General features: G+C 63.9%; 22 protein-coding genes. 8 read left to right on the top strand and 14 right to left on the bottom strand.

The features are described from left to right. Nucleotides 1-16: 16 nt before the first annotated feature. Together purD and MESS2_RS03005 are read right to left on the bottom strand one after the other, a co-directional pair. Nucleotides 17-1,303 carry a phosphoribosylamine--glycine ligase gene (purD, locus tag MESS2_RS03010; protein ID WP_008872589.1) on the bottom strand — a complete coding sequence of 429 codons (1,287 nt, stop codon included), beginning with the start codon at nt 1,301-1,303 and terminating at the stop codon, nt 17-19. Nucleotides 1,304-1,434: 131 nt separating this feature from the next. Beyond that, complete coding sequence (locus tag MESS2_RS03005; protein ID WP_008872588.1) at nt 1,435-2,232, bottom strand: phytanoyl-CoA dioxygenase family protein; 798 nt, start codon at nt 2,230-2,232, stop codon at nt 1,435-1,437. A gap of 87 nt (nt 2,233-2,319) precedes the next feature. On the opposite strand from MESS2_RS03005, the gene MESS2_RS03000 reads away from it, so the two are divergent. Both MESS2_RS03000 and ubiA read left to right on the top strand, forming a co-directional pair. Next, entirely contained in the window at nt 2,320-3,231 is a 912-nt protein-coding gene (locus MESS2_RS03000; protein ID WP_008872587.1) for a LysR family transcriptional regulator, read from the top strand. A 43-nt stretch (nt 3,232-3,274) separates the two neighbouring features. Next, nucleotides 3,275-4,255: a 4-hydroxybenzoate octaprenyltransferase gene (gene ubiA, locus MESS2_RS02995; RefSeq protein WP_008872586.1), complete on the top strand. Its 981-nt coding sequence runs from the start codon at nt 3,275-3,277 to the stop codon at nt 4,253-4,255. Between the two features lie 48 nt (nt 4,256-4,303). Here the strand turns inward: ubiA and MESS2_RS02990 are convergent, their stop codons facing one another. The 3 genes from MESS2_RS02990 to MESS2_RS02980 form a co-directional block, all read right to left on the bottom strand. Further along, on the bottom strand, nt 4,304-4,873 hold the full coding sequence (locus MESS2_RS02990) for a DUF6101 family protein (RefSeq protein WP_008872585.1): 570 nt from the start codon (nt 4,871-4,873) through the stop codon (nt 4,304-4,306). A 184-nt stretch (nt 4,874-5,057) separates the two neighbouring features. After that, nucleotides 5,058-6,485 (bottom strand): FAD-binding oxidoreductase, encoded by a 1,428-nt coding sequence (locus tag MESS2_RS02985; RefSeq protein WP_008872584.1) that lies wholly within the window; start codon nt 6,483-6,485, stop codon nt 5,058-5,060. Between the two features lie 24 nt (nt 6,486-6,509). Continuing rightward, nucleotides 6,510-7,535: an L-threonylcarbamoyladenylate synthase gene (locus MESS2_RS02980; protein ID WP_008872583.1), complete on the bottom strand. Its 1,026-nt coding sequence runs from the start codon at nt 7,533-7,535 to the stop codon at nt 6,510-6,512. 97 nt (nt 7,536-7,632) lie between these two features. Here MESS2_RS02980 and MESS2_RS02975 point away from each other — a divergent pair, with 97 nt between their 5' ends. Next, the gene (locus tag MESS2_RS02975; protein WP_008872582.1) at nt 7,633-8,073 is read left to right on the top strand and encodes a hypothetical protein; all 441 of its coding nucleotides are present in this window, start codon (nt 7,633-7,635) and stop codon (nt 8,071-8,073) included. 18 nt (nt 8,074-8,091) lie between these two features. Here the strand turns inward: MESS2_RS02975 and MESS2_RS02970 are convergent, their stop codons facing one another. The 3 genes from MESS2_RS02970 to glyS all read right to left on the bottom strand — a co-directional run bounded on the left by MESS2_RS02970 (nt 8,092) and on the right by glyS (nt 11,768). Beyond that, nucleotides 8,092-8,613 carry a hypothetical protein gene (locus tag MESS2_RS02970; RefSeq protein ID WP_008872581.1) on the bottom strand — a complete coding sequence of 174 codons (522 nt, stop codon included), beginning with the start codon at nt 8,611-8,613 and terminating at the stop codon, nt 8,092-8,094. A 181-nt stretch (nt 8,614-8,794) separates the two neighbouring features. Next, nucleotides 8,795-9,166 (bottom strand): hypothetical protein, encoded by a 372-nt coding sequence (locus MESS2_RS02965; RefSeq protein WP_008872580.1) that lies wholly within the window; start codon nt 9,164-9,166, stop codon nt 8,795-8,797. Between the two features lie 166 nt (nt 9,167-9,332). Then, nucleotides 9,333-11,768: a glycine--tRNA ligase subunit beta gene (gene glyS / locus MESS2_RS02960; protein ID WP_008872579.1), complete on the bottom strand. Its 2,436-nt coding sequence runs from the start codon at nt 11,766-11,768 to the stop codon at nt 9,333-9,335. 343 nt (nt 11,769-12,111) lie between these two features. Here glyS and MESS2_RS02955 point away from each other — a divergent pair, with 343 nt between their 5' ends. Continuing rightward, nucleotides 12,112-12,291 (top strand): hypothetical protein, encoded by a 180-nt coding sequence (locus MESS2_RS02955; protein ID WP_040591947.1) that lies wholly within the window; start codon nt 12,112-12,114, stop codon nt 12,289-12,291. Here MESS2_RS02955 and MESS2_RS02950 read toward each other — a convergent pair. Together MESS2_RS02950 and MESS2_RS02945 are read right to left on the bottom strand one after the other, a co-directional pair. Beyond that, the gene (locus MESS2_RS02950) at nt 12,288-13,232 is read right to left on the bottom strand and encodes a glycine--tRNA ligase subunit alpha (protein ID WP_083918340.1); all 945 of its coding nucleotides are present in this window, start codon (nt 13,230-13,232) and stop codon (nt 12,288-12,290) included. The two genes, MESS2_RS02955 and MESS2_RS02950, sit on opposite strands and share 4 nt — an antisense overlap. A 239-nt stretch (nt 13,233-13,471) precedes the next feature. Beyond that, on the bottom strand, nt 13,472-15,247 hold the full coding sequence (locus MESS2_RS02945; protein WP_040591971.1) for a tetratricopeptide repeat protein: 1,776 nt from the start codon (nt 15,245-15,247) through the stop codon (nt 13,472-13,474). Between the two features lie 320 nt (nt 15,248-15,567). Between MESS2_RS02945 and MESS2_RS02940 the strand changes: the two genes are divergently transcribed. Then, a complete protein-coding gene (locus tag MESS2_RS02940) occupies nt 15,568-16,668 on the top strand; it encodes a helix-turn-helix transcriptional regulator (protein ID WP_008872576.1) in 1,101 nt (366 codons plus the stop codon). A 133-nt stretch (nt 16,669-16,801) separates the two neighbouring features. On the opposite strand, the gene MESS2_RS02935 is transcribed toward MESS2_RS02940, so the two are convergent. From MESS2_RS02935 to MESS2_RS02920, 4 genes are all read right to left on the bottom strand, one after another. Then, entirely contained in the window at nt 16,802-17,218 is a 417-nt protein-coding gene (locus tag MESS2_RS02935; protein WP_008872574.1) for a DUF1284 domain-containing protein, read from the bottom strand. Between the two features lie 5 nt (nt 17,219-17,223). Continuing rightward, nucleotides 17,224-17,814 carry a biotin transporter BioY gene (locus MESS2_RS02930; RefSeq protein ID WP_008872573.1) on the bottom strand — a complete coding sequence of 197 codons (591 nt, stop codon included), beginning with the start codon at nt 17,812-17,814 and terminating at the stop codon, nt 17,224-17,226. Between the two features lie 231 nt (nt 17,815-18,045). Further along, nucleotides 18,046-18,714 carry a GntR family transcriptional regulator gene (locus MESS2_RS02925; protein ID WP_008872572.1) on the bottom strand — a complete coding sequence of 223 codons (669 nt, stop codon included), beginning with the start codon at nt 18,712-18,714 and terminating at the stop codon, nt 18,046-18,048. A gap of 90 nt (nt 18,715-18,804) precedes the next feature. Continuing rightward, a complete protein-coding gene (locus tag MESS2_RS02920) occupies nt 18,805-19,821 on the bottom strand; it encodes a polyprenyl synthetase family protein (protein WP_008872571.1) in 1,017 nt (338 codons plus the stop codon). A gap of 162 nt (nt 19,822-19,983) precedes the next feature. On the opposite strand from MESS2_RS02920, the gene MESS2_RS02915 reads away from it, so the two are divergent. From MESS2_RS02915 to MESS2_RS02905, 3 genes are all read left to right on the top strand, one after another. Continuing rightward, the gene (locus tag MESS2_RS02915; RefSeq protein ID WP_008872570.1) at nt 19,984-20,208 is read left to right on the top strand and encodes a putative signal transducing protein; all 225 of its coding nucleotides are present in this window, start codon (nt 19,984-19,986) and stop codon (nt 20,206-20,208) included. Further along, complete coding sequence (locus MESS2_RS02910) at nt 20,208-21,008, top strand: tRNA1(Val) (adenine(37)-N6)-methyltransferase (RefSeq protein ID WP_008872569.1); 801 nt, start codon at nt 20,208-20,210, stop codon at nt 21,006-21,008. Before MESS2_RS02915 ends, MESS2_RS02910 begins: the two co-directional genes overlap by 1 nt. 82 nt (nt 21,009-21,090) lie before the next feature. Then, nucleotides 21,091-21,939 (top strand): S49 family peptidase (locus tag MESS2_RS02905; protein ID WP_040591969.1); only part of this gene is annotated, 849 nt, incomplete at its 3' end.

Genomic DNA, 21,939 nt, shown 5'->3' with positions numbered 1-21,939 from the left:
GCCCTGCCGGATGGGATCAGGATCCGGCGTCGGCGTTCTCTCGCGCAACGGCCTGCCAGCCGATGTCGCGGCGACAGAAGCCTTGCGGCCAATCAATCCGGTCGAGCGCCGCGTAGGCTCGGCTCTGCGCCTCGCCGACCGTCCTGCCGATCGCCGTGACGTTCAGCACACGGCCGCCATTGGCGACCAGCGCGCCGCTGTTGATGGCGGTGCCGGCATGGAAGATCTCGACGCCATCGCTGGCCGCCTCTTCGACGCCGCGAATGACCGAGCCTTTTTCCGGCGTGCCGGGATAGCCCCTCGCCGCCATCACCACGGTCAGCGCGGTCTCATCGCGCCAGCGGATGGAGGTGTGCGCGAGCTGGCCGTCGACGGCGGCGTTGAGCAGCACCAGGAGATCGTCCTTCAGCCGCATCATCAGCACCTGGCATTCGGGATCGCCGAAGCGGGTGTTGTATTCGATCAGCTGCGGCCCCTTGTCCGTGATCATCAGCCCGGCAAACAGCACGCCGGAAAACGGCGCGCCTGTTTCAGCCATGCCGCGCATGGTCGGCTCGATGATTTCGCGCATGGTGCGGTCGACCATGTCCGGCGTCATCACCGGCGCTGGCGAATAGGCGCCCATGCCGCCGGTGTTCGGGCCGGTGTCGCCGTCACCGACACGCTTGTGGTCCTGCGCGGTGCCGAACGGCAGCGCGGTGACGCCGTCGCAAAGGCAGAAGAAACTCGCCTCCTCGCCGACGAGGAATTCCTCCACCACCACTTCCGCGCCGGCCTGCCCGAAGGAGCCGTCGAAACAGGCATCGAGCGCGGCCAGTGCTTCGGGCAGCGTCATGGCGACGGTGACGCCCTTGCCAGCCGCCAGCCCGTCGGCCTTGATGACGATCGGCGCGCCCATGTTCTGGACGTAGATCCTGGCCGACGCCAGATCGCCGAAGCGGCCATAGGCGGCCGTCGGAATATCGTATTTGGCGCAAAGGTCCTTGGTAAAGCCTTTCGAGCCTTCGAGCCTTGCTGCCGCCCTGGACGGGCCGAAGACCCGGATGCCCGCGGCGCGCAAATCATCGGCAATGCCGGCAACCAGCGGCCCTTCCGGACCGACGACAACAAGATCGATTTTTTTCTCCTGGCAGAAGGCGGCGAACGCGGCATGATCGCCAATGTCGAGCTTGACCAGTTCGGCATCGCGGCCGATGCCGGGATTGCCGGGCGTCGCGTAGAGCTTGGTCAGCAGCGGCGAGGCCGCGATCTTCCAGGCCAGGGCATGTTCGCGGCCACCGGAGCCGATCAACAAAACGCGCATGCCCATGTTCCTTCATTCCACAACAGGGACTGCGCTATTGCGCCTCGCACGACGGGTCAAGACATTTGGGCAGGTTGAGCGCAGTTGCACACGGGAGCGTCAGACATCAATTCCCGGTGATCGCCCCGCGATCAGCTGCGAAAGACGACCGGGAACCAATCCTCGCGCAGCTTCTGTCCCGGCTTCATGTCGTGGCCCGGGTAAGGAGGAGAGGTGCGGCCGGGCCGTTCGACATAGCGCGCATCGTCGCCGACCCAGCGCAGCGACAGCGCGCGGCGCCGTGCCGAAGTCATGTTGCCGCGGGCGCCATGCGCGGTCCTGAAGTCGAACAGGATGGCGTCGCCCGGTTGCATTTCCCATTCGAGAACCTTCATGCCGGGATCCTGGTCGGGATCGGGCACCGGGAGATAATCGCCCTCGCCGGCGTAGAAATTGCTGTCGTCGAGCCAGCGCACCGGCAGGATCATCCTGTCCCATTTGTGCGAGCCGGCGATGACGCGCAACGTGGCTTCCTTGACCGGATCGATCGGTAACCAGAAGCTGACAGTCTGCCGCCCGTCGACGAAGTAATAGGGGATGTCCTGGTGCCAGGGCGTCGGCTTCTGCGTACCCGGCTCCTTGACCAGAACGTGATCGTGGAAGAACTGGGCGGTGCGCGACTGCATCACCGCCGCCGCCAGCTCGGCTGCGGGTGATTCCCGCACCACTCTGGCGAATTCGGGAATGCGCTCCCAGTTGCAGTAATCGTCGAAGAAACTGCCGCGGCCATTGGCGATGTCAGATGCGGTAGCGCTGCGGTTCCGGATGTTGCGCTCGATCCCGGCGGCGATCGTGTCGACCCAATCCTTGAAGGCGCCGCGGATGCAGACGGCGCCATCGCGCTGGTAGTCTTCTACGGTTTCGGCGTCGATCTGATGCTGGGAAGCCATCGGGTTCTCCTACGGGGTGGCGAACTATCGCAACCGCCGAACATCAGGTAAAATAATAACTTTCCATACCTCATATAGAACCATCCTATGAACATGACTCTCACGCAGTTGCGCTACCTGGTCGCCGTGGCGCGACATGGCAGCGTCACATCAGCCGCCCGGGCGTTGAACGTCTCGCAGCCGTCGATTTCCGTGGCCATCGACACGGTCGAGAAGAATTTCGGCCAGAAATTGTTTGTCCGCCAACGGGGAAGCGGCATTGCGCTGACATCGTTCGGCCGCGTCGCCGTGGCGAAGGCGAAACAGGTTCTGGTCGAAGCCGACGAGCTTGCCGAACTGGGAACCCGCCAGGCGGCTGTCAGCGGCGAACTGGTGCTGGGATGTTTCGAGGATCTGGCGCCCTATTTCGCACCGGCCCTCATCCGTGCGTTCTCCCAGCGCTGTCCAGCCGTCGAGATCGTCATTCGCGATGAGACGTTCGATACGCTGGGACGGCGGCTCAGCGACAGCGCCATCGATCTCGGCCTGACCTACGATCTCGGCCTGCCGGCCCATTTCGCGCGTATTTTGCTGCATGAACTGCGGCCGCATGTGCTTCTGCCCGCCGGTCACGCGCTGGCAAGCCTTCCGGCGGTGAGCCTGGCCGACATTGCGGCCTACCCACTGATCACCACGGATCAGCCGCACAGTTGGCAGCATATGCTCGACCTTTTCCTGAGCCGCGGCCTTTCGCCGGTGGCCCAATCCACGACGAGTTCGTTCGAACTCCAGCGCAGCATGGTGGCCAATGGCTTCGGCGTCGCGGTCAGCTACACCAGGCCGCATGGCGACTTGAGCTATGACGGCCTGCCGCTGATCTGCAAGCCGCTTTCCGATCCCCTTCCCATGCAGCGTATCATTCTCGCCCATGATACGCGTCAGCGGCTGTCGAATGCGGCGCTGGCTTTCATCGACGTGGCGAAGGCGTGGTTCTCCGCCCACGAAATCTTCACCTCATGATATCGGTCTTGACGGCTTTCGCCGCTGCTGCCACTTCAGCATCATGGAAACCATCCAATCGAAAGCGACCCAGGGCCGTGTTGCCGATGCGCCGAGCGGCCACTGGGTCTATCGGGTGCTGCCACGCTGGATCTGGCCCTATGCGCAGCTTGCCCGATGGGACCGGTTCGGCTGGCAGTTGCTGCTGTGGCCATGCTGGTGGTCGGCAGCCCTTGCCGCAAGCGCCTATCCCCGCCCATCGGATCCGCTGCTGACGCTGCTGCCGGCGCCATGGTATCTGCTTTTGTTCCTGATCGGCGCCATCGCCATGCGCGGCGCCGGCTGCACCTACAACGACCTTGTCGACCAGGATATCGACAACCAGGTGGAGCGCACGCGTTCGCGGCCGCTGCCGGCGGGAAAGGTCACGCGCCGGCAGGCCTGGGTGTTCTTGGTCATCCAGGCGCTGGTCGGCCTCGCGGTGCTCGTGCAGTTCAACGACTTCGCCATCCCGCTCGGCATCGTCTCGCTCGTCATCGTCGCCGTCTATCCATTCATGAAGCGGGTAACCAATTGGCCGCAACTGGTTCTCGGCCTTGCCTTTTCCTGGGGCGCGCTGATGGGCTGGGCGGTCGAGTTCGGCGATCTCGATGGCCCCGCCATCATGCTCTATATCGGCTCGATCCTGTGGGTGATCGGCTACGACACGATCTATGCGCATCAGGACAAGGAGGACGACGCCATCGCCGGCGTGCGTTCGACCGCGCGCCTGTTCGGCGACAACACCAAGACCTGGCTCGTCGGGCTTTATGGCGGTGCGCTGGTCTGCTTCGCCATCGCCTTCGCCTCGGCGCAGGCGCCGGTGCCGGCGCTGGCCGGGCTGATCGCCGCCGGAGCCCATATGGCGCGGCAGATTGCAAGGCTGGACATCGACGATCCGGACCAGTGCCTCAAGCTGTTCAGGTCGAACAACCAGGTCGGCTGGCTGATCTTTCTCGGCCTGATCGGCGGCGCGGTATGGGTGGCGCTAAAGCCGCTGATTTAGGGCCTGTTCCCTTCTCCCCTTTGTTTGGACTGGGGAGAGCGCTCACCACTATTCGTCGCGCGAGATGATTTCCTCGCCGCCGATGACCAGCCTGAGGCCGAGGTCGCCGGCCCTGCGGCGGGCGAGGAAGCGCGGGCGGCGCGTGGTCGAAACGCGGCCCTTGCGGCGATCCTGCGCCGGCAACGTCTTGATCGCGGCGCCGAGCGATTCCTCCAGCGTGCGGGCTACGCCGTCGGCCTCGATCAACAGCATCGGCAGGCGGTAGGCGTCGGCCCAGGCGCGCCAGTCGGCGGCGACATCGTCGAGATCGTCGGCCACCAGCAGCGGCACCGACAGCATGGGATCATTGTGCAGCAGTTCCAGGGTCACCGTGACATTGCCATCCGGATCCTCCATCGCGCGGGCGGCCACGCCGCGAAACGCGTTGGCGGGCAGAGCGATGATCGCCGGCACGCCGCTCATCTCCAGCGTGCGGCGAATGACGGCGCCACGCTGGTCGATGGTGAAGGTAACGTCGCCATAGTCGTCGCGGGTGGCGTAGCTTGCCATCTGCGGCAGGCGGAATGGGTCGAGGCGCATGTTGCACCCGGCCCAGACTGGCTTCAGTCCGGTGTTCATTGATTGCCTTTCCTGTCTCTCCTGAGAGCCGGCTTGCGGTTCTCTCCGGGCCGGTTTGTCCAGCCTCGTTGTGGAGAAACATTAGCGCGCGCTTCTTACCGCGGCGCTTAAGAAAGTCAGTTAAATTTTGCTGATCTCAGGCGATGGTTATCGGAATGCCACCGGACCCGCGCCGAGGAAAGGATCAGATAACCTTACCGGGGTTCATGATGCCGGCCGGGTCGAAGGCCGCCTTCACCTTGCGCATCAACTCGATCGCCATCGGCGGCGCCGTGGCTATCAGTTCGTCGCGCTTCAGCTGGCCGATGCCGTGCTCGGCCGAGATCGAGCCGTGAAAGCTGCGCACGACATCGTGCACGGCCTGGTTCATGGCGTGGTAGAGGCCGAGAAACGCCACGTCGTCGCCATCCACTGGCCGGGAAATATTGTAGTGGAGGTTGCCGTCGCCCATATGGCCGAAGCAGACCACGCGGGCACCCGGGCTGACGGACTGCACGGCGCCAGCCGCCTTTTCGATGAAGGACGGGATCGAGGCCACCGGCACCGAGATGTCGTGCTTGATCGAGGCGCCCTCCGGCTTCTGCTGGTCGGGCAGCACCTCGCGGAAACTCCAGAAGGCGTCGCCCTGAGCGATGCTTGCCGCAATCGCCGCATCACCGATGATCTCCTGCTCGAGGCCTTCCGAAAGCACCTCCTCGATCAGCGCTCGTGCATCCTCGGCCGAGCGGCCCGACGATATCTGCATTAGCACATACCACGGCCAATCCTCGGCCAGCGGCCGCACCACGCCTGCGTGGGCAAGCGTGAAGTCGTATGGCCTCTGGCCAATCAGCTCGAAGGCGGTGAGTGCGGCGCCGGCGCGGTCCATCGCCAGGCTGAACAGGGAGAGCGCCGCCTCGGGCGAGGACATTCCGACAAAGGCCACCTCGCGCCCCTTGGGCTTCGGGAAAAGCTTGAGCACGGCGGCGGTGATGACGCCGAGCGTGCCCTCCGCGCCGACGAACAGGTTCTTCAGATCGTAGCCGGTGTTGTCCTTCTTCAGCTTGCGCAGATCGTCGAACACTTCGCCCGTCGGCAGCACCACCTCGACGCCGAGGCAGAGCTCGCGCGCATTGCCATAGGCAAGCACGCCGGTGCCGCCGGCATTGGAGGAGAGATTGCCGCCGATCTGGCAGGAGCCCTGCGCGGCGAGCGACAGCGGGAATAGCCGGTCGGCGGCATCGGCCGCTTCCTGCAAGGTCTGGAGGATGACGCCGGCCTCGACGGTGACCGTGTTGGACAAGACGTCGATCTCACGGATGCGGTTCAGCCTGGACAGCGACAGCACGACCTCGCGGCCGGACCTGTCCGGCATCTGGCCGCCGACCAGCCCGGTGTTGCCGCTTTGCGGCACAATCGGCGTGCCGGTCTCGCTCGCCAGTTGCATGATGCGGCTGACTTCTTCGACGCTGCCGGGCCTCAGCACCAGCGCCGTCCTGCCATGCCACAGGCCGCGCCGTTCGGTGAGATAAGGCGCGATATCCTGCTGGTCGCGAAGCGCGTATCTGTCGCCGACGATTGTCGCGAAGCGGTCGATGAGAGTGGGGTCGAGATCCCGGGATATGTCGTTCATGGCTGGAAACCTCAATCAATCTTGTCACAGGATCTTGTCACGAGGGGCGGCGGCGCGCGACAGCCGGTCGTTGATCGCTTCGCCCAGCCCGTCGGACGGGATCGGCTCGACGGCGATGGTTCTGGCGCCGCTGCGGTCGAGATCCTGCATATGGGCGAAGAGGTTGCTCGCCGCTTCGCGCAGATCGCCTGTTGCCGACAGGTTGCGCAGGGCGGCAGCACCCTGCCAGCCTTCGGCACGGTGGCCGCCAAAAGCCAGCAGAGCCTCGCCCTTGGCAATCTTGTCCGCGTTGACCCGCACCGCGGCGCCAGGCGCGTAATGCGAGGCGAGCATGCCTGGCGCCTCGATGCCTTCAGCGCCGCGCAGCAGCGCCATGCCGGCGGCTGCCTCTATGTCGCCGGCGGCAATGCCGCCCGGCCTCAGCAGCCGCAGCTTTGTGCCCTCGACCTTGACGATCGTCGATTCCAGCCCGACCGGCGTCGCCCCGCCATCGACCACCAGTTTGATTTTGGGGCCGAGATCGGCTGCCACGGCTTCAGCCGTCGTGGCGCTGATCCTGCCCGAGGAATTGGCGCTGGGCGCCGCAAGCGGGCGGCCGAGCCTGGCGATCAGTTCGCCGCCAAAACCCCGGGGCATGCGCAGCGCGATCGTGTCGAGCCCCGCGGTGACCAGCGGATGAATGCCGTTGCCGGGGCGTTGCGGCAGCACCAGCGTCAGCGGCCCCGGCCAGAATGCCTGCGCCAGCCGTTTCGACAGCGGGTCGAACAGAGCGATGCGCTCGGCCATCACCAGGTCGGCGACATGGGCGATCAGCGGGTTGAAGCGCGGCCGGCCCTTGGCCTCGAAGATGCGCGCCACGCCGACGCCATTGGTCGCGTCCGCGGCCAGCCCGTAGACGGTTTCCGTCGGAATGGCGACGACGTCGCCGCTTTCGAGCAGCGCCAGCGCCATTTCCATCGCATCGCCGACGGCGCGTATTTCAACCACGGTCGTTACCTCACAGATGCCGGCTGCGTAGTACGGCGGCGGCCGTGGGGCAAGTCCGGGCATGAGCGAATCCTCAACCGCTAAAATGCGATGTTTCCCCGCAAGCCCGCATCAATCACCGCACAGTATGGTGCCGGCTTCTTGGGCAAGAGGAATTGTCATGGTTTCGTTGCGCATTCTTGGAGCGCTTGGTTTCGTCCTGGCGGCGGGCGAAGCGCAAGCTTCGTCCATCATCATTCTCGGCGCACCGTCTTCGACGCCATCCGTCGTCAAGCTCGGCGCGCCCGAGACGGTGACGATGGCCGAGAGCACCAAAGCTGCTCCCTCGATGCCATCGATCGTGGCGCTCGGCGCCGCTGAGCCCGACGTCACCTATGAAAAGGTCGCGGCGATCCCGAACCAGCCCGGGCACAAGCGCGGTTTCATGCCAGGCCCGATGATCATTCGCGGCGGTATTGTCGGTGGCGACTTTTCTATTCCAGCACCGGTCACCGCCGCCGCAGCACCTCAAGCAGCATCCGGCAACAAGACAGAAGCGGCGAATAGCCCGCCCGCGACGCCGCAACCGACACCCATCCCCGAGACCGACCAGGCCAGATAGAGTTCGAAGCGCTTTGGCTCAAACGCCCGCAATCGCCAAGAGCCAGGCCAGGATATCGAACAGCAGAAAGAACAGCGCAATCTGCAACGCCACGCGGAGCCGCTGGATAATTCGCCAGTTGCTGGCCATGTCCGCCTTGATGCGAAGGGCAAGCGCGCGGCGCATGGCCGACATCGTTGCCGGCCTGTCGCCATCGACATATTGATGGAGCAGTTCTTCGGGGTCGAAGCGGAATGTGTATTGGTGGTAGGGCCAAAGCATGAAGACGATCAGCCCACCGATGGCGAACAGCAGCGCCACCGCGATCCAGTCCCAAAGTCCGAGCCCGTTGGCAAGGGCCGCGCCGCCGAGCAACGAGTTGGCAAATGCGGTGGCAAAGATAAGGCTGCCGGCGCGGGTGCTCATGTTCTCCACGAGGTTCTGCTGCTGCGTGAGACCTCGCACCGCCTCCTGATAGATAAACGCAAGACGCGGATCGTCGTCGGCAAAACTGCCTGCGGCGATGCCGTTGCTTTCTCCTCCACTCGGGCGTTCGGCCATAAGGGTGCTTCTCCAGCGCGGCAGGGATGCGCCAGCTTAGCTCAAAACCCTTCGCCGTAAAAACACGGGAGCATTTTGCAGCCAGGTGGAATCACCTGGCACCGCACGAATGCGACCAGAACAAATGAATGGAGCGGGATGCACGCATCCCGCTCCAATGAATTCCGGCGCCTGAAAAATCTCAGGCAGCGACTTCCTTGCTCGCCTCGTCGGTGGAGGCCTCGTCGGATTCTTCTTCTTCTTCTTCGTCTTCGTCGTCATCTTCTTCGTCAGCGTCGTCGGCTTCGGCCTTCACGCTGTCGTCGTCTTCCTTGTCATCGTCGTCTTCGTCCTCATCATCGTCCGAGAGGGTAGCGGCTTCTTCGTCTTCGTCGCCTTCCTCTTCCGATTCTTCGCTGTCTTCGTCGTCGCCTTCCTGCTCGTCATCAGACAGGACGGCGGCCTCGACCTCGGCAGCGGCGGTCTGGTCGACGGTGGTTTCGGCAGCGGATTCAAGCGCCTCGGCGGGGGCCGGGGTTTCTTCTGTCACTTCGATTTCGTGAGCGGAATTCATGGAAGCCTCCGTGGGGTTGGGGAACATGTCCTTTTTGCCACGGAGAGATCATCGTCATATGACTGTAAGCCGGCTCGAATGGCCGGCCAGCAAGATTTTTTCCGCTATTTTTGTTTGAACATGATCCTTGTCCGAAAACTGGTATCCACTTTTCGGGATCATGCTTTCAGCCCGCGATCCTGGAGAAATCCGCGACCTGATCGGTGGCAGTCCGGATGCGGGCGAGCAACGCCAGGCGATTGGCGCGGACGGCCTGATCCTCGTCATTTACGAGCACTTGCTCAAAGAATGAATCAACCGGCTCGCGCAACACGCTAAGCGCCAGCATGGCGGCGGAAAAGTCTTCGTTTCGAATCGCTTCGCCGGCTTGCCTCTCAGCCTGATTCACCGCCGCAAACAGCGATTTCTCGGCATTCTCGCGAAACAGCGCCGGCTCGACATGGTCGGCGATCGCCGTTTTCTTCTTCTCCTCGGCGGCCAGGATGTTTGCCGCACGTTTGGTGCCGGCAAGCAGGTTCTTGCCATCCTCGGTGTCGAGGAAGGAGCCGAGTGCTTCGACACGGCGGACGATTTGCAGGAGGTCGTCGGATTGCGATTGGCCAATCTCCCCCCTTGCGGGGGAGATGCCTGGCAGGGCAGAGGGGGGTGCCTCGCGCCGAGATGTCGGCGGGACAGCACCCCCCTCTGTCGGCTTCGCCGACATCTCCCCCGCAAGGGGGGAGATTGGGCGCGAACCGGCCGCCAACACAGCATCGATCAAATCATGACGTGCGCCCTTGTCGCGCAGATAGACCTTCAGGCGGTCGTGGAAGAAGGTGAGGAGATCGGCGCCTATCTTCTTTAGCGCTGACATCTCGAGCGGAAACTCGCGAGCCTCTTTCGCTAGAAGTTCCTTGGCGAAGGTCATCTTCGGGTCGATATCGCTGCCTTCAAACCACCGCTTTTCCGTTTCCCAGTCGAAGTTCCTCTGCGAGATCAGCGCTGAAATGAGTTCGCCTGCCCTCGTTACAAGGATGGTGTTAAGCCCCAGTCTAATCCTGTTTTCCAGCACCAGCCTAACCACTCCCAGCGCCGCCCGCCTCAGCGCATAGGGGTCTTTCGACCCCGTCGGCTTTTCGTCGATCGCCCAAAACCCCACCAGCGTATCCAGCTTGTCGGCCAGAGCGACGGCGACCGACACCGGATCGGTGGGCACGCGGTCGGACGGACCCTGTGGCTTGTAGTGTTCCTCAATCGCGGCGGCGACGGACGGATGCTCGCCTTGCAGCAAGGCGTATTTCCTGCCCATCGCGCCCTGCAGCTCCGGAAATTCACCGACCACTTCGGTGGTGAGGTCGGCCTTGGCCAGGATGGCGGCACGGCGTGCGAGCGCGGGATCGGCGCCAACGATCGGCGCCAGTTCTTCCGCCAGCCGCTTGATGCGCTCCACCCGCTCGCCCTGCGTGCCGAGCTTGGCATGGAATGTCACGCCGAGATGGTCGAGGCGGGCCATGCGCTGGTCGAGCGGTTTCTCGAGATCGAGCCCGAATTTTTCGGCCGACGCCTTGAGCTGATCGAGATCAGGCAAATCTCCCTGGTCCGTCTTCCAGAAATAGAGCGCGTCGGAGAGACGCGCGCGCACCACCTTGCCGTTTCCGTGTGCGATCTCCTTGCCGCCATCCTTGGCCTCGATATTGGCGGTCAGGATGAAGCGGTTGGACAGATCCTCGCCAGCGCCCTGCGGACGCGTCACGAAACACTTCTGGTTGGCGCGGATGGTCAGCCGGATCACCTCGGCGGGTATCGCCAGGAAATCCTGCTCGAACTCGCCCATCAGCACGACCGGCCATTCGACCAATCCGGACACTTCCTCCAGCAATCCCTCGTCCTCGACCAGGTCGAGCCCATTGGCGAAAGCGAGGTTCCTGACATCGGCAAGGATGATCTCCTTGCGCCGGTCGGCATCGAGCACGACCTTGGCCGCCTCCAGCTTGCTCACATAGTCGTCGAAGCGGCGCACGGTGATTTCGCCCGGCGCGAGGAAGCGATGGCCGTAGGTGACATTGCCCGAACGGATGCCGTCGATCTCGAAATCGACCACCACCGGCTCCTCGGTCTCCGGGCCGAAGGTGCATAGGATCGATTGCAGCGGCCGCACCCAGCGCAACGATCCCGGCTTCGCTGAGGCCGGCCCCCAACGCATCGATTTCGGCCAGGGGAAATTGCGGATGATGCCTGGCACCAGCTCGGCAATGATTTGTTCCGCCGCCCTGCCCGGCCTGGAGATATGGGCGACATAGAAATCGCCCTTCTTCGGGTCGGCATGGACATGCGCCTCGGCGACCGAGGCAAGACCGGCCTTGCGCAGGAAACCCTGGACAGCCTGTTCGGGCGCCTTGGTCGAGGGGCCTTTGATCTCCTCGTTGATGTCCTTCGAGCGCGCGGTCAGGCCTCTGATATCGAGCGTGAGACGCCGCGGCGTCCAGTATTCGCGCGCCGCCTCATAGGTCAGGCCCGCCTCGACCAGACCGTCGGTCAGCATCTTCCTGAGATCGCCGGCAGCCTTGCGCTGCATGCGGGCAGGGATTTCCTCGGAGCGAAGTTCGAGCAACAAGTCCGGCATCAGAGTTTCTCCACCCGCATGCCGTTTTTTTGTTTGCGCGTCCTCGCGCCTTCGGCGCTGCGGGCGCGCGGCTGGGCGGGGATTTCCTCGGAGCGAAGTTCCAGAAGCAGGTCGGGCATAGGGGCAGCTCATGCGGGAGAACGGTCGGGCGGGGCATAGCAACTCGGCTGGCCGCTGTCACCCTTCAGCGCAACATCGGGCCATCCACCGGCGATTTCCGAAAAAATTCGACGGACTGTCGGGCCGAGGCGAGCCCGCCCGTCCTTGGGTCAAAGATTTCCATGAACCGAACGCGGCGCTGGAGCGACCCACGCTCAGGCAGAGAGCTATTGGCTGAACGACCATGAGAACGGCATCGACATTCCTGCAGATCCTGGCGCTCAGCGCCTGCTTTGCGGCGCAGGTCCACGGCACGTTCGCGATGCCGGGTGTCAGGCAGGCGCTGAGGACAATGGCCGGCCCGAGTAACCAGGGTGTGTTGCCCGTCGGCACTGTCACTGTGACCGCGGCGGACGTTTGCTAGGCCGCCAGCCCGCCAGCCTGCGTCAGCAAAAACGCCTCGCCGCAGGCTTTCGCCAGATTGCGCACCCGCAGGATATAGCTCTGGCGCTCGGTGACCGAAATCACGCCACGAGCATCAAGCAGGTTGAAGACGTGGCTGGCCTTGATGCACTGGTCATAGGCAGGAAATACCATACGATGCATCGCCAGATTGTCGCCTGGAGCCGGCGCTCCCGCATCAAGCAGCGCCTTGCATTCGGCTTCGGCGTCGTCAAAGTGCCGGAGCAATATCGCCGTGTCGGCGAATTCGAAATTGTGGCGCGAATATTCCTGCTCGGCCTGCAAGAAAACGTCGCCATAGGTCACCTTGTCGGCGCCCTCGCGGCCATTGAAATTGAGGTCGTAGACATTGTCGACGCCCTGCACATACATGGCCAGCCGCTCCAGCCCATAGGTGAGCTCGCCCGCCACCGGCGCGCATTCGATGCCGCAAACCTGCTGGAAATAGGTGAATTGCGACACTTCCATGCCGTCGCACCAGCACTCCCAGCCCAGCCCCCAGGCGCCCAGCGTCGGGCTTTCCCAATCGTCCTCGACGAAGCGGATGTCGTGCAGCAGCGGATCGACGCCGATCGCCTTGAGCGAGCCGAGATAGAGCTCCTGCAGATTGGGCGGGTTCGGCTTCAGGATCACCTGATACTGGTAATAATGCTGCAGCCGGTTCGGATTCTCGCCGTAACGTCCATCCTTGGGCCGGCGCGAGGGCTGCACATAGGCCGCGTTCCAGCGCTTGGGCCCGAGCGCGCGCAGCGTCGTCGCGGGATGAAAGGTGCCGGCGCCGACTTCCATGTCGTAGGGCTGGAGGACGACGCAGCCATAGTCCGCCCAGTAATTGTGCAAGGTCAGGATCAGCCCCTGGAACGAGCGGCTGGGATGCATATGGGCGGGAACGGCAACAGTCACGGCGGCCTCGACGGAGCGGCGGGATGCGGGCACCTCCTAGATGCCTGGCCAGCAAGCGTCAAGGCAGAGGGGGTCAGGCCTTTGAAGGTGTTCCCTTCTCCCCTTGTGGGAGAAGGTGGCCGAGCGAAGCTCGGTCGGATGAAGGGGTGTTCCAGCTTGGCTCCGGCCAGCACCCCTCAACCGTCTCGGCGCTGCGTGCCGATCCACCTTGCTCCCACAAGGGGAGAAGGAAAGAAGGGTCACCCCTTCGGCGCAGGCACCGGCTCGGGCTTCACCTTCGGGGTTTCCTGCGCCGTGTTGGATTCGATCGGAGGCAGGCCCTTCAAAAGCTTCCGCAGCACGGCGGCGAGCACATCCGGGTCCGGCTTCAGGTCGCGGGCCTGGTTCCACTGGAAGGTGGCTTCCAGCTTGCGGCCGACGCGCCAGTAGGCGTCGCCGAGGTGATCGTTCAGCACCGGATCCTCCGGCTTCAGCGACACGGCTCGCTCCATTTCACGCACAGCGTCGTCGAACCGGCCAAGGCGGTAATAGGCCCAGCCCAGCGAATCGACGATGTAGCCGTCGCTTGGCCTGAGATCGACCGCCTTCTGGATCATCTGAAGGCCTTCCTTGAGGTTCATGTTCATGTCGACCCAGGAATAGCCGAGATAGTTCAGAACCTGCGGTTGGTCGGGGAACAATTCCAGCGCCTTGCGGAAATTCGGCTCGGCCTTCGGCCATTCCTTCAGCCGCTCGTAGGCGATGCCGCGCTGGTAGAAGATGTTCCAGTTGGCGCCGGTCGGCGTCTTCAGCACCTCCACCGCCTTGTCGTAGACATTGGCCGCGGAGCGGAAATCCTCCTTCGAGGCGTAGACGCCGCCGAGCGCCAGATAGGCGCGCATGTCGTCGGGATGCGCGTCGACCAGGGCCTTCAGATAGGTCACCGCCTCGTCTTGACGGTCGAGATCGGCAAGGTTGAGGCCGAGTTGCAGGTCCGAAAGCTGCTTCAGCGGCGAACTGGCCGGAATGCGGCGATACAAGGCGATGGCGCCTTCGCCGTCCTTCAATTGCTCGGCGACGGCGGCGAGCTGGACGAGGGCCGCGTCGCTGTCGGGCTTCAGCGCCAGGGCATATTGCAGATAGAGGCGCACGAACGGCTCGCCGCCGCCGCGATTGAGCGCGGTGGCGAGGTCGAGCAGGATTTCCGAGGCGCCGTCGGACGGGCCGGCAACGAAGGGCTCGACCTTTTCGCCCTTGGTGATCTTGTCGCGAAGGGCCGATATCTCAACCTTGCCGGGCGCAAACGTCTCCGCCTGGTCGAGGACGGAAAGCGCCTTGGCCTTGTCGCCCTTACGGGCGAGGAAAGAGGCATAGGCCTGCGCGTTGCGCAGCCAGGTTTCGGGCGCGGCACCGCCGGCCGTCGTGTCAGCCAAGGTCGCGGCATAGATCGCATCCGCCTTTTCGGTCTGGCCCGACACGTCGGCGATCAGCGCGCGATGGAAGGATTTGAACAGGCCGAACCAGTCAGGCCCCTGCAGCTTGTCGACGAAGGCCAAGGCATCGCTGCTGTCGCCGGCGCCCTGCTTGGCCCAGCCGGTCATGACGCCCGAGATCAGCCGGTCGAGATCGGATTCGAGCGAAAGCTTGAGCCAGTATTCGGCCTTGGTAAAGTCCTTCTTATGGAAGGAATCGACGGCGAGCGCCAGGCGCGAGAACCGCTCGACGTCGGGAACCGTCTTGAGCTTGTCGGCATAGACCAGGGATTCGTCGAAGCGGCCCTGCGCGATCAGCGACAGCATCAGGCTTTGCTGCAACGAGGTGTTGCTGGGATCGAAGGCGAGCGCCTGCTTGTAGTAGGTGATGGCGTTGTCGAGATCGTTGTCGCCTTCGGCGGTCCGCGCGGCGAGATAAGCGCCCGAGAAGGATGTGATCTTGACCGGTTCGGTGGTCTGTTTGGCCTGGGCCGGCAGATCGGACACCGCCATGGCCGTCACAATTGCCAGCCCTGCCAGCCAGCGCGCACATCCTTGCCGCATCATATCCCTTTCAGCCTGGGGCTCCCGCATCAGCGGGGTCACCGTAGACTCGATCTTTTCCGGGCAAAGCATGGCCTTTTTTGGGTCAAGCATCAATCCGGCCCGAATTCACAATCGGGTCATGCGCTTAAGAAAGCATGGCGACAAGCGAATGCACCTCTTCGAATATCGCTATGCGACGTTCCAATGTGACGTTGTTCACTTCAATTCCTCCGATGTTCCCGTAAGCGATGCGTAAGCAGCAAGGGGCGAGAACTGCCGCAACGGAATGACGCGTGGTGCGTGCGGATGGATGCGCTTGCCACGCCGAGGAGGTGCCGATGCTGGAAATGCCGCGCAACGAGCAAGCCTTCGCCATTGTCGATCGGATCTACGAAGCGGCGTTCGCAGCCGAGCTGTGGCCGGATGCGCTGGAAGCGGCCAGCGCGCTCTCGCGCTCGGCGGGCGGTGCGATTTTCGTGGTCAGCGACCATGCGCCGGTTCGCGCCATCGGCGAGGCGCATCTCCTGCCCTTGCTCGACGCGTTCATGGCGAGGGACAACTGGACGCTTTCCCAGAGCGTGCAGCGCATGTTGAGCGCACGGCCGGCAAGCTTCGTGCGGATCGACGATTTCATGACCGGCGAGGAGATCGAGCGCGATCCCCTTCATGCCAGCGCCAGAACGTTCGGCGTCGGATCGCCTGTATGCACATCGATTTCGATGCCCAGCGGAGAGCTTCTCCTGTTTTTCTTCCAGCGCTGGCTAAAGGACGGCGGTTACGATCAGGCCACGATCGATCTGTTGAACGGGCTGCGTCCGCATCTGGTACGGGCTGGCCTCATTGCCCAGCGCCTGGGTCTGGAACGGGCAGACACGGCCGTGTCCGTCCTCGGTGACATGGGATTGCCGGCCGCCGTCACAGGCGGATCGGGCCTCGTGCTGTTGGCCAACAGCCTCCTGGACGGGATGGCGGACGTCTTCCTGTCCCTGGCTCATGGCGGCATGGCGCTTGCCGACGAACCGGCAAACGCGCTTTTCCAGCAGGCCGTCGTACAGAACAGGGATAATCGCGTCGTGCGATCCATCCCCGTTCCGGCCGCGCAGGAGCGACCCGCGCTGATCGTTCACCTGTTGCCGTTGCGCCGCGCCGCGCACGATATTTTTTCGGGCGCCGAAATTCTGGTCGCCGCGACCACGGTAAGCGTCGATGCCACCATTGCGTCGCCGAGCATCCTTTCGGCCCTGTTCGACCTGACGCCGGCGGAAGCCCGGCTGGCCGCCGCGCTTGCTTCGGGCCGTTCCACGCAGGAAGCGGCCATGGAGGTCGGCGTCGCGGTCAAATCGGCTCGGTCCTATCTGGAACGAATCTTCCGAAAGACCGGAACCAACCGCCAAAGCCAACTCGTGGCGCTGCTGAAAAGCGCGCGGTCGTTTTTGTAGGCTGCAGGCCTGGCTGAGCGATATGCGTCACAGCGGGATGCATTTGGATTGGAACGGGGGCATCCCGCTCTATCTGTTTGTTTTAGCCGCATTTATGCGACGCCAAGTGTAACCACTTGGGCTGCAAAATGCTCTAGAGCCGGGTGCCGCGATAGCCGCTGGCGGCCACGGCGCTGCATAGCCCGGCCCATTCGCAGCCCTGGCATGCCTGGCGTGTGTGCCCGGCCGAAAAGGCCTCGCGCATCGCGGCCAAAATTCCGGGGTCGAGGCTGACACGGGCGCCAGGCTGGATCGGCCGAGCCAGCAAATTTCCAACGTCGCGCGCCGCAAGCCGGTCCCGCTCGGCTGCGCTTTCGCGCAGGCAATGCGGCTCCGGCTCGCCGAGCAGCGGCGCGCAGATGTCATCGGGGCCGGAGACGATCAGGATATCCTCACTCCGGCCAAGACGCTCCGCGATCTTGTCATAGTTTGCCGTAAAGGCGGCGCTATAGCCCTTGCCGACATAGGTCAGCAGACACAGCAGATGATGGGAGCGCAGCCTGACGGTCATCGCTTTCAGGAGATCTGATCCACCTTGTTGCCGGCAAACAGCTTCAACGTCGCGGCGCCCAGCGCCGACTTGAGCAAACCGCCAACGATAAACGGCAGAAAGCCGAAAGTGATAGCTTTTTCGAGACCGATCATGACGGCAAGCCACGCCGTACCGAGAGCCAGGCAAGCGAGGTTGCCAAGCAGCATGGCGGCAAAGGCCAGCACGACCCGGTTGCCGTTCCAGCCGCGTTCGGCCAGCCAGCCGACCAGCGCGCCGGTAAGCGGGAAGGCAAAGAGATAGCCGCCGGTTGGCCCAAGGAAATGCTGCACGCCGGCTGCGCCGCCGGCGAGCACCGGAAAGCCCACTGCACCCTCGACAAGCCAGGCCGCGATGGTGACAGCGCCAAGCCGCCAGCCATAGAGAGCACCGATCAGCGTCACGGCAAAGGTCTGCATGGTCACCGGCACCGGCACCATCGGCACCTCGATATAGGACGACAGCGCCAGAAACAGCGTGCCGAGGACAACGGCTCCGGCCTGCCAGCCGAGAGAGCGGTCCTGCAGGCGAAGTGGGCTGAAGGACGGCTTGCGGGATGAAAAGGCGATCTCGGTCACGATGGTTTCCTCGATTGGTTTAAAATTATAGATAATTTTTGTATTCGATCTATTATCGAATCCATATTTCTGGCGGCATGGCAATCCCTCGCTCCAAAAAAGCTTCAGAGCCTCGGCTTTTCGAGCGTTGCGATGCAGAATCTTGGAAAGAAGGCCGGAGGGGGGTGTGAAGGATCGCTACGGCTGACATTCTGCTCCGCTGCGCCGAGGGCCGCCTGCCTTCGCTCGCATTTAGCCAACGATAGCGAAGGCGTCCCGCGTCCTGCCGGACGCCGTCTTGACCGGCTTCTGGCCGATCCACTGCACATGCCGGCCAAGCGTGGCGGCGGCCGATTCGGTGTTGCCTTGCCGGAGCGCACTCAGGATTGCCCGGTGATCCTGATCGGTGCGGGTTTCCCATTCCGATCGCCAGGCGGCGAACAGGAAGCGGGCGCTTGCGGCGTGCAGGTCATCGATGGTGGCGAGCAGACGCGGCATGCCGCATGGCGCCAGGATCAGCCGGTGAAAGGTGCGGTTGGCCTCTTCCCAGGAGCGGACATCGCGGGATTTGTCGCCGGCCTTGGTCGCCTCCTCGGCGAGATGAAGGATGGCCGCCGTCAGATGTGGCGCGGCGTGGCGCAGCGCCAGCACTTCGAGGGCGGCCCGCATCTCGGCGACTTCCCTGACCTCGCCGAGATCGAAGGATGCGACGCGCACGCCGCGGCGCGGCTCGCCGGTCGCCAGCCCTTGCGCCTCGAGACGCCGGAAAGCCTCGCGTACCGGAACATGGCTGGTCTGGAATTCCTCGGCGATGTGATCCTGCCGCAGCCGGGCCCCCGGCTCGATGACGCCGGAGATGATGCGATCCGCCAGCACCTTGCTGATGCGGACGGCGATGGTGTCGTCTGCGGTCTTTGCCATGTTTTATAGATAATTTGCATCGCAACGGCTTGTCGAGACGGCCGCTGCGGGATTTTCGCGCCAAAGTTGCTTCGGCGCACCGGGCGCTGGTCAGTTCACCCGGCTGATGCAGAAATCGATGACGTCGATCAGCGCCGACTTCTGCGGCGTCGCCTCGAGCGGCGCCAGCGCGTCGCGGGCGATCTCGCCGAAATGGCGGGCACGCCCGATCGTGTCGGCGATCGCCCCGTGGCGGGTCATCAGGCCGATCGCCTTTTCCAGCCCCGCGTCGTCGGTGACATTGTCCTCGATGGCGCGCTTCCAGAAGGTGCGTTCGGCCTTGGTGCCGCGCCTATAGGCGAGGATCACCGGCAGCGTCACCTTGCCCTCGCGAAAGTCGTCGCCGACATTCTTGCCCAGATCCTTGCTGGTGCCGCCATAGTCCAGCGCATCGTCGATCAGCTGGAAGGCCAGGCCGAGATTCATGCCATAGGAGCGCAGCGCCGCGCGATCGTTGCGCGTCGCCTGGGCGATGACGGGCCCGACCTCGGCGGCGGCCGAGAACAGGGCCGCGGTCTTGGCCTTGATGACGGCAAAATGTTCATCCTCGGTGGTTTCGAGGTTTTTTGCGGCGGCAAGCTGCATCACTTCGCCCTCGGCGATGATCGAGGCAGCGCTCGACAGGATGTCGAGCGCTTCCAGCGAACCGACATCGACCATCATGCGGAAAGCCTGACCGAGCAGGAAATCGCCGACCAGCACGCTTGCCTGGTTGCCCCAGATCATGCGGGCGGTCTTCTTGCCGCGCCGCATGCCGCTCTCGTCGACGACATCGTCATGGAGAAGTGTCGCCGTGTGCATGAATTCGACCGACGTGGCGAGTTTGACGTGGCCCTCGCCGGAATAGCCGAACATCTGGGCCGAGGCGAGCGTCAGCATCGGCCGCAGCCGCTTGCCGCCGGACGAGATCAGGTGGTTGGCGACCTCCGGGATCATTTCGACATCGGAACCGGCCTTCGACAGGATCAATTCATTGACCCTTGCCATGTCGGCCGCCGTCAGATCGATGAGATCCTTGATGGACGCAACTTCACGCTTCCCGTTTTCAATGTTGAGAACGACACCCACGACAAAACTCCCAACCTCAATATGCACGACGGCACGTTGGTCCCTTGAGGGGGACTCTAGGGCGCTACCCACGGGGGCGGCAAGGGGCGAATTGGCGCGGGCGCCCTGGCGCCTGGGTCCATCCACATTTACATCAACGCCGCAAACTGCGAACCTTGCCCGATGATAGAGCTCATCCGCACCAACGATGCCGTGATCATTTCCTTTGTCGAATCGCTGATGCGCGACGCCGGCATCGGCTGTTTCGAGGCCGACCAGAACATGAGCGTGCTCGACGGGTCAATCGGCATCCTGCCCCGGCGCATCATGGTCGACGCCGATCAGGCCGACGCGGCGCGGCGCATCCTGACGGATGCCGGCATCGCCAACGAGATCCGCCTGACATAATGTCCGTCTCGCACGCCACCCTTGTCCGCGACACGCCGGCCCATACGGTCGATGCCTTCCATCGCGGGCGCTTCTGGCTGGTGCAGCCGAAACAGGCGGGGCACCGCGCCGGCATGGACGCGATGATGCTGGCCGCTTCGGTACCGTCCGCCTTCACCGGCCGCCTCGCCGATTTCGGCGCGGGCGCCGGTGCCGCGGGCCTTGCGGTGCTGTCGCGCTGTCCGGCGGCCGAGGTGGTGCTCGTCGAACGCTCGCCTGAAATGGCGGGTTTTGCCGCAACCACGCTCGCCCACCCCGGCAACGCCCATCTCGGCGACCGCGCCTCGGTGCTCGCCGCCGATGTCACCCTGTCGGGCCGGGCACGGGCAGGCGCCGGCCTTGCCGACAATTCCTTCGATTTCGTCATCATGAACCCGCCTTTCAACGCCGCCGAGGATCGCGCCACGCCCGATGCGCTCAGAAAGGCGGCGCATGTGATGGAGGACGGGCTGTTCGACCACTGGATCCGAAGTGCCGCGGCGGTGGTCAGACCGCGCGGCGGCCTCGCCCTTATTGCCCGGCCGGAGCAGCTCGGAGCCATTCTGGACGTGATGTCGGGCCGTTTCGGCGACGCCGAGATGCTGGCCGTCCACCCGCGCCCCGATGCGGCGGCGATCCGCATCGTCGTCAGGGCAATACTTGGTGCACGCGGAAAACTGTCGATCCGGCCGCCGCTGATGCTGCATGCGCAATCGGGAGACGGCCCAACGGAGCGGACCGAGATGATCAACAATGGACTGGCGTCGCTGTTTGGCGATTGATTGATTGCTGCTGGCCGGCGGCGCGGCATTGCGGTTGGCCGGCGAATCCCTACATGCTTTCAACTTGTTGACCGGAGACCTCGTGAAACGCTTCCTCAACCGCCTGCTGCCGAAATCCTGGCGCTCCGACGTCGTCGTCATTCCGGTCATCCGGTTGCACGGCACCATCATGGCCGGCGGCGGCCAGTTCCGGCCGAGCCTGTCGCTGGCTTCGACCGCCGGCCTCATCGAAAAGGCGTTCTCCTTCGCCGCGCCGGCGGTCGCCATCTCGATCAATTCGCCGGGCGGTTCGCCGGTGCAGTCGCGGCTGATCTTCAGGCGCATCCGCGACCTGGCGAACGGGAAGAACAAAAAGGTCCTGGTCTTCATCGAGGATGTGGCGGCGTCCGGCGGCTACATGATCGCGGTCGCCGGCGACGAGATCTTTGCCGACCCCTCCTCCATCGTCGGCTCGATCGGCGTGGTGTCGGCCTCGTTCGGCTTTCCCGAACTGATGAAGAAGATCGGCGTCGAGCGCCGCGTCCACACCGCCGGCCAGAACAAGGCGGTGCTCGACCCGTTCAAGCCGGAGAAGAAGGAGGATGTCGAGCGGCTGAAGGCATTGCAGCTCGAGGTGCACGAGACCTTCATCGATCTCGTCAAGGACCGGCGCGGCACAAGGCTCAAGGACGATCCCGACCTGTTCACCGGCCTGTTCTGGACCGGCAAGAAAGGACTGGAGCTCGGCCTTGTCGATGCGCTGGGCGACATGCGCAGCGTGCTCAAGACCCGTTTCGGCGCAAAGACCCAGCTCAAGCTGATCACCGCGCCGCGCGGCCTGTTCGGGCGGTTCGGCCTGTTCGGTTCGCACCAGGGCTTTTCGGCGCCCGATATCGCCGCCGCGGCCGCCAGCGGTGTGATCGATGCGGCGGAAGAGCGCGCGCTGTGGGCT

Origin of the sequence: Mesorhizobium metallidurans STM 2683 (assembly GCF_000350085.1) — a bacterium.
GTDB classification, from domain to species: domain Bacteria; phylum Pseudomonadota; class Alphaproteobacteria; order Rhizobiales; family Rhizobiaceae; genus Mesorhizobium; species Mesorhizobium metallidurans.
Note: the sequence above shows the minus strand (reverse complement) of the source record. Positions and strands in the feature narration are given on the sequence as shown.

Coding starts and splice junctions, on each gene's coding strand:
- purD (WP_008872589.1), bottom strand. CDS start 1,303: ATGCGCGTTTTGTTGATCGGCTCCGGTGGCCGCGAACATGCCCTGGCC.
- MESS2_RS03005 (WP_008872588.1), bottom strand. CDS start 2,232: ATGGCTTCCCAGCATCAGATCGACGCCGAAACCGTAGAAGACTACCAG.
- MESS2_RS03000 (WP_008872587.1), top strand. CDS start 2,320: ATGAACATGACTCTCACGCAGTTGCGCTACCTGGTCGCCGTGGCGCGA.
- ubiA (WP_008872586.1), top strand. CDS start 3,275: ATGGAAACCATCCAATCGAAAGCGACCCAGGGCCGTGTTGCCGATGCG.
- MESS2_RS02990 (WP_008872585.1), bottom strand. CDS start 4,873: ATGAACACCGGACTGAAGCCAGTCTGGGCCGGGTGCAACATGCGCCTC.
- MESS2_RS02985 (WP_008872584.1), bottom strand. CDS start 6,485: ATGAACGACATATCCCGGGATCTCGACCCCACTCTCATCGACCGCTTC.
- MESS2_RS02980 (WP_008872583.1), bottom strand. CDS start 7,535: ATGCCCGGACTTGCCCCACGGCCGCCGCCGTACTACGCAGCCGGCATC.
- MESS2_RS02975 (WP_008872582.1), top strand. CDS start 7,633: ATGGTTTCGTTGCGCATTCTTGGAGCGCTTGGTTTCGTCCTGGCGGCG.
- MESS2_RS02970 (WP_008872581.1), bottom strand. CDS start 8,613: ATGGCCGAACGCCCGAGTGGAGGAGAAAGCAACGGCATCGCCGCAGGC.
- MESS2_RS02965 (WP_008872580.1), bottom strand. CDS start 9,166: ATGAATTCCGCTCACGAAATCGAAGTGACAGAAGAAACCCCGGCCCCC.
- glyS (WP_008872579.1), bottom strand. CDS start 11,768: ATGCCGGACTTGTTGCTCGAACTTCGCTCCGAGGAAATCCCTGCCCGC.
- MESS2_RS02955 (WP_040591947.1), top strand. CDS start 12,112: ATGAGAACGGCATCGACATTCCTGCAGATCCTGGCGCTCAGCGCCTGC.
- MESS2_RS02945 (WP_040591971.1), bottom strand. CDS start 15,247: ATGCGGCAAGGATGTGCGCGCTGGCTGGCAGGGCTGGCAATTGTGACG.
- MESS2_RS02940 (WP_008872576.1), top strand. CDS start 15,568: ATGCTGGAAATGCCGCGCAACGAGCAAGCCTTCGCCATTGTCGATCGG.
- MESS2_RS02935 (WP_008872574.1), bottom strand. CDS start 17,218: ATGACCGTCAGGCTGCGCTCCCATCATCTGCTGTGTCTGCTGACCTAT.
- MESS2_RS02925 (WP_008872572.1), bottom strand. CDS start 18,714: ATGGCAAAGACCGCAGACGACACCATCGCCGTCCGCATCAGCAAGGTG.
- MESS2_RS02915 (WP_008872570.1), top strand. CDS start 19,984: ATGATAGAGCTCATCCGCACCAACGATGCCGTGATCATTTCCTTTGTC.
- MESS2_RS02910 (WP_008872569.1), top strand. CDS start 20,208: ATGTCCGTCTCGCACGCCACCCTTGTCCGCGACACGCCGGCCCATACG.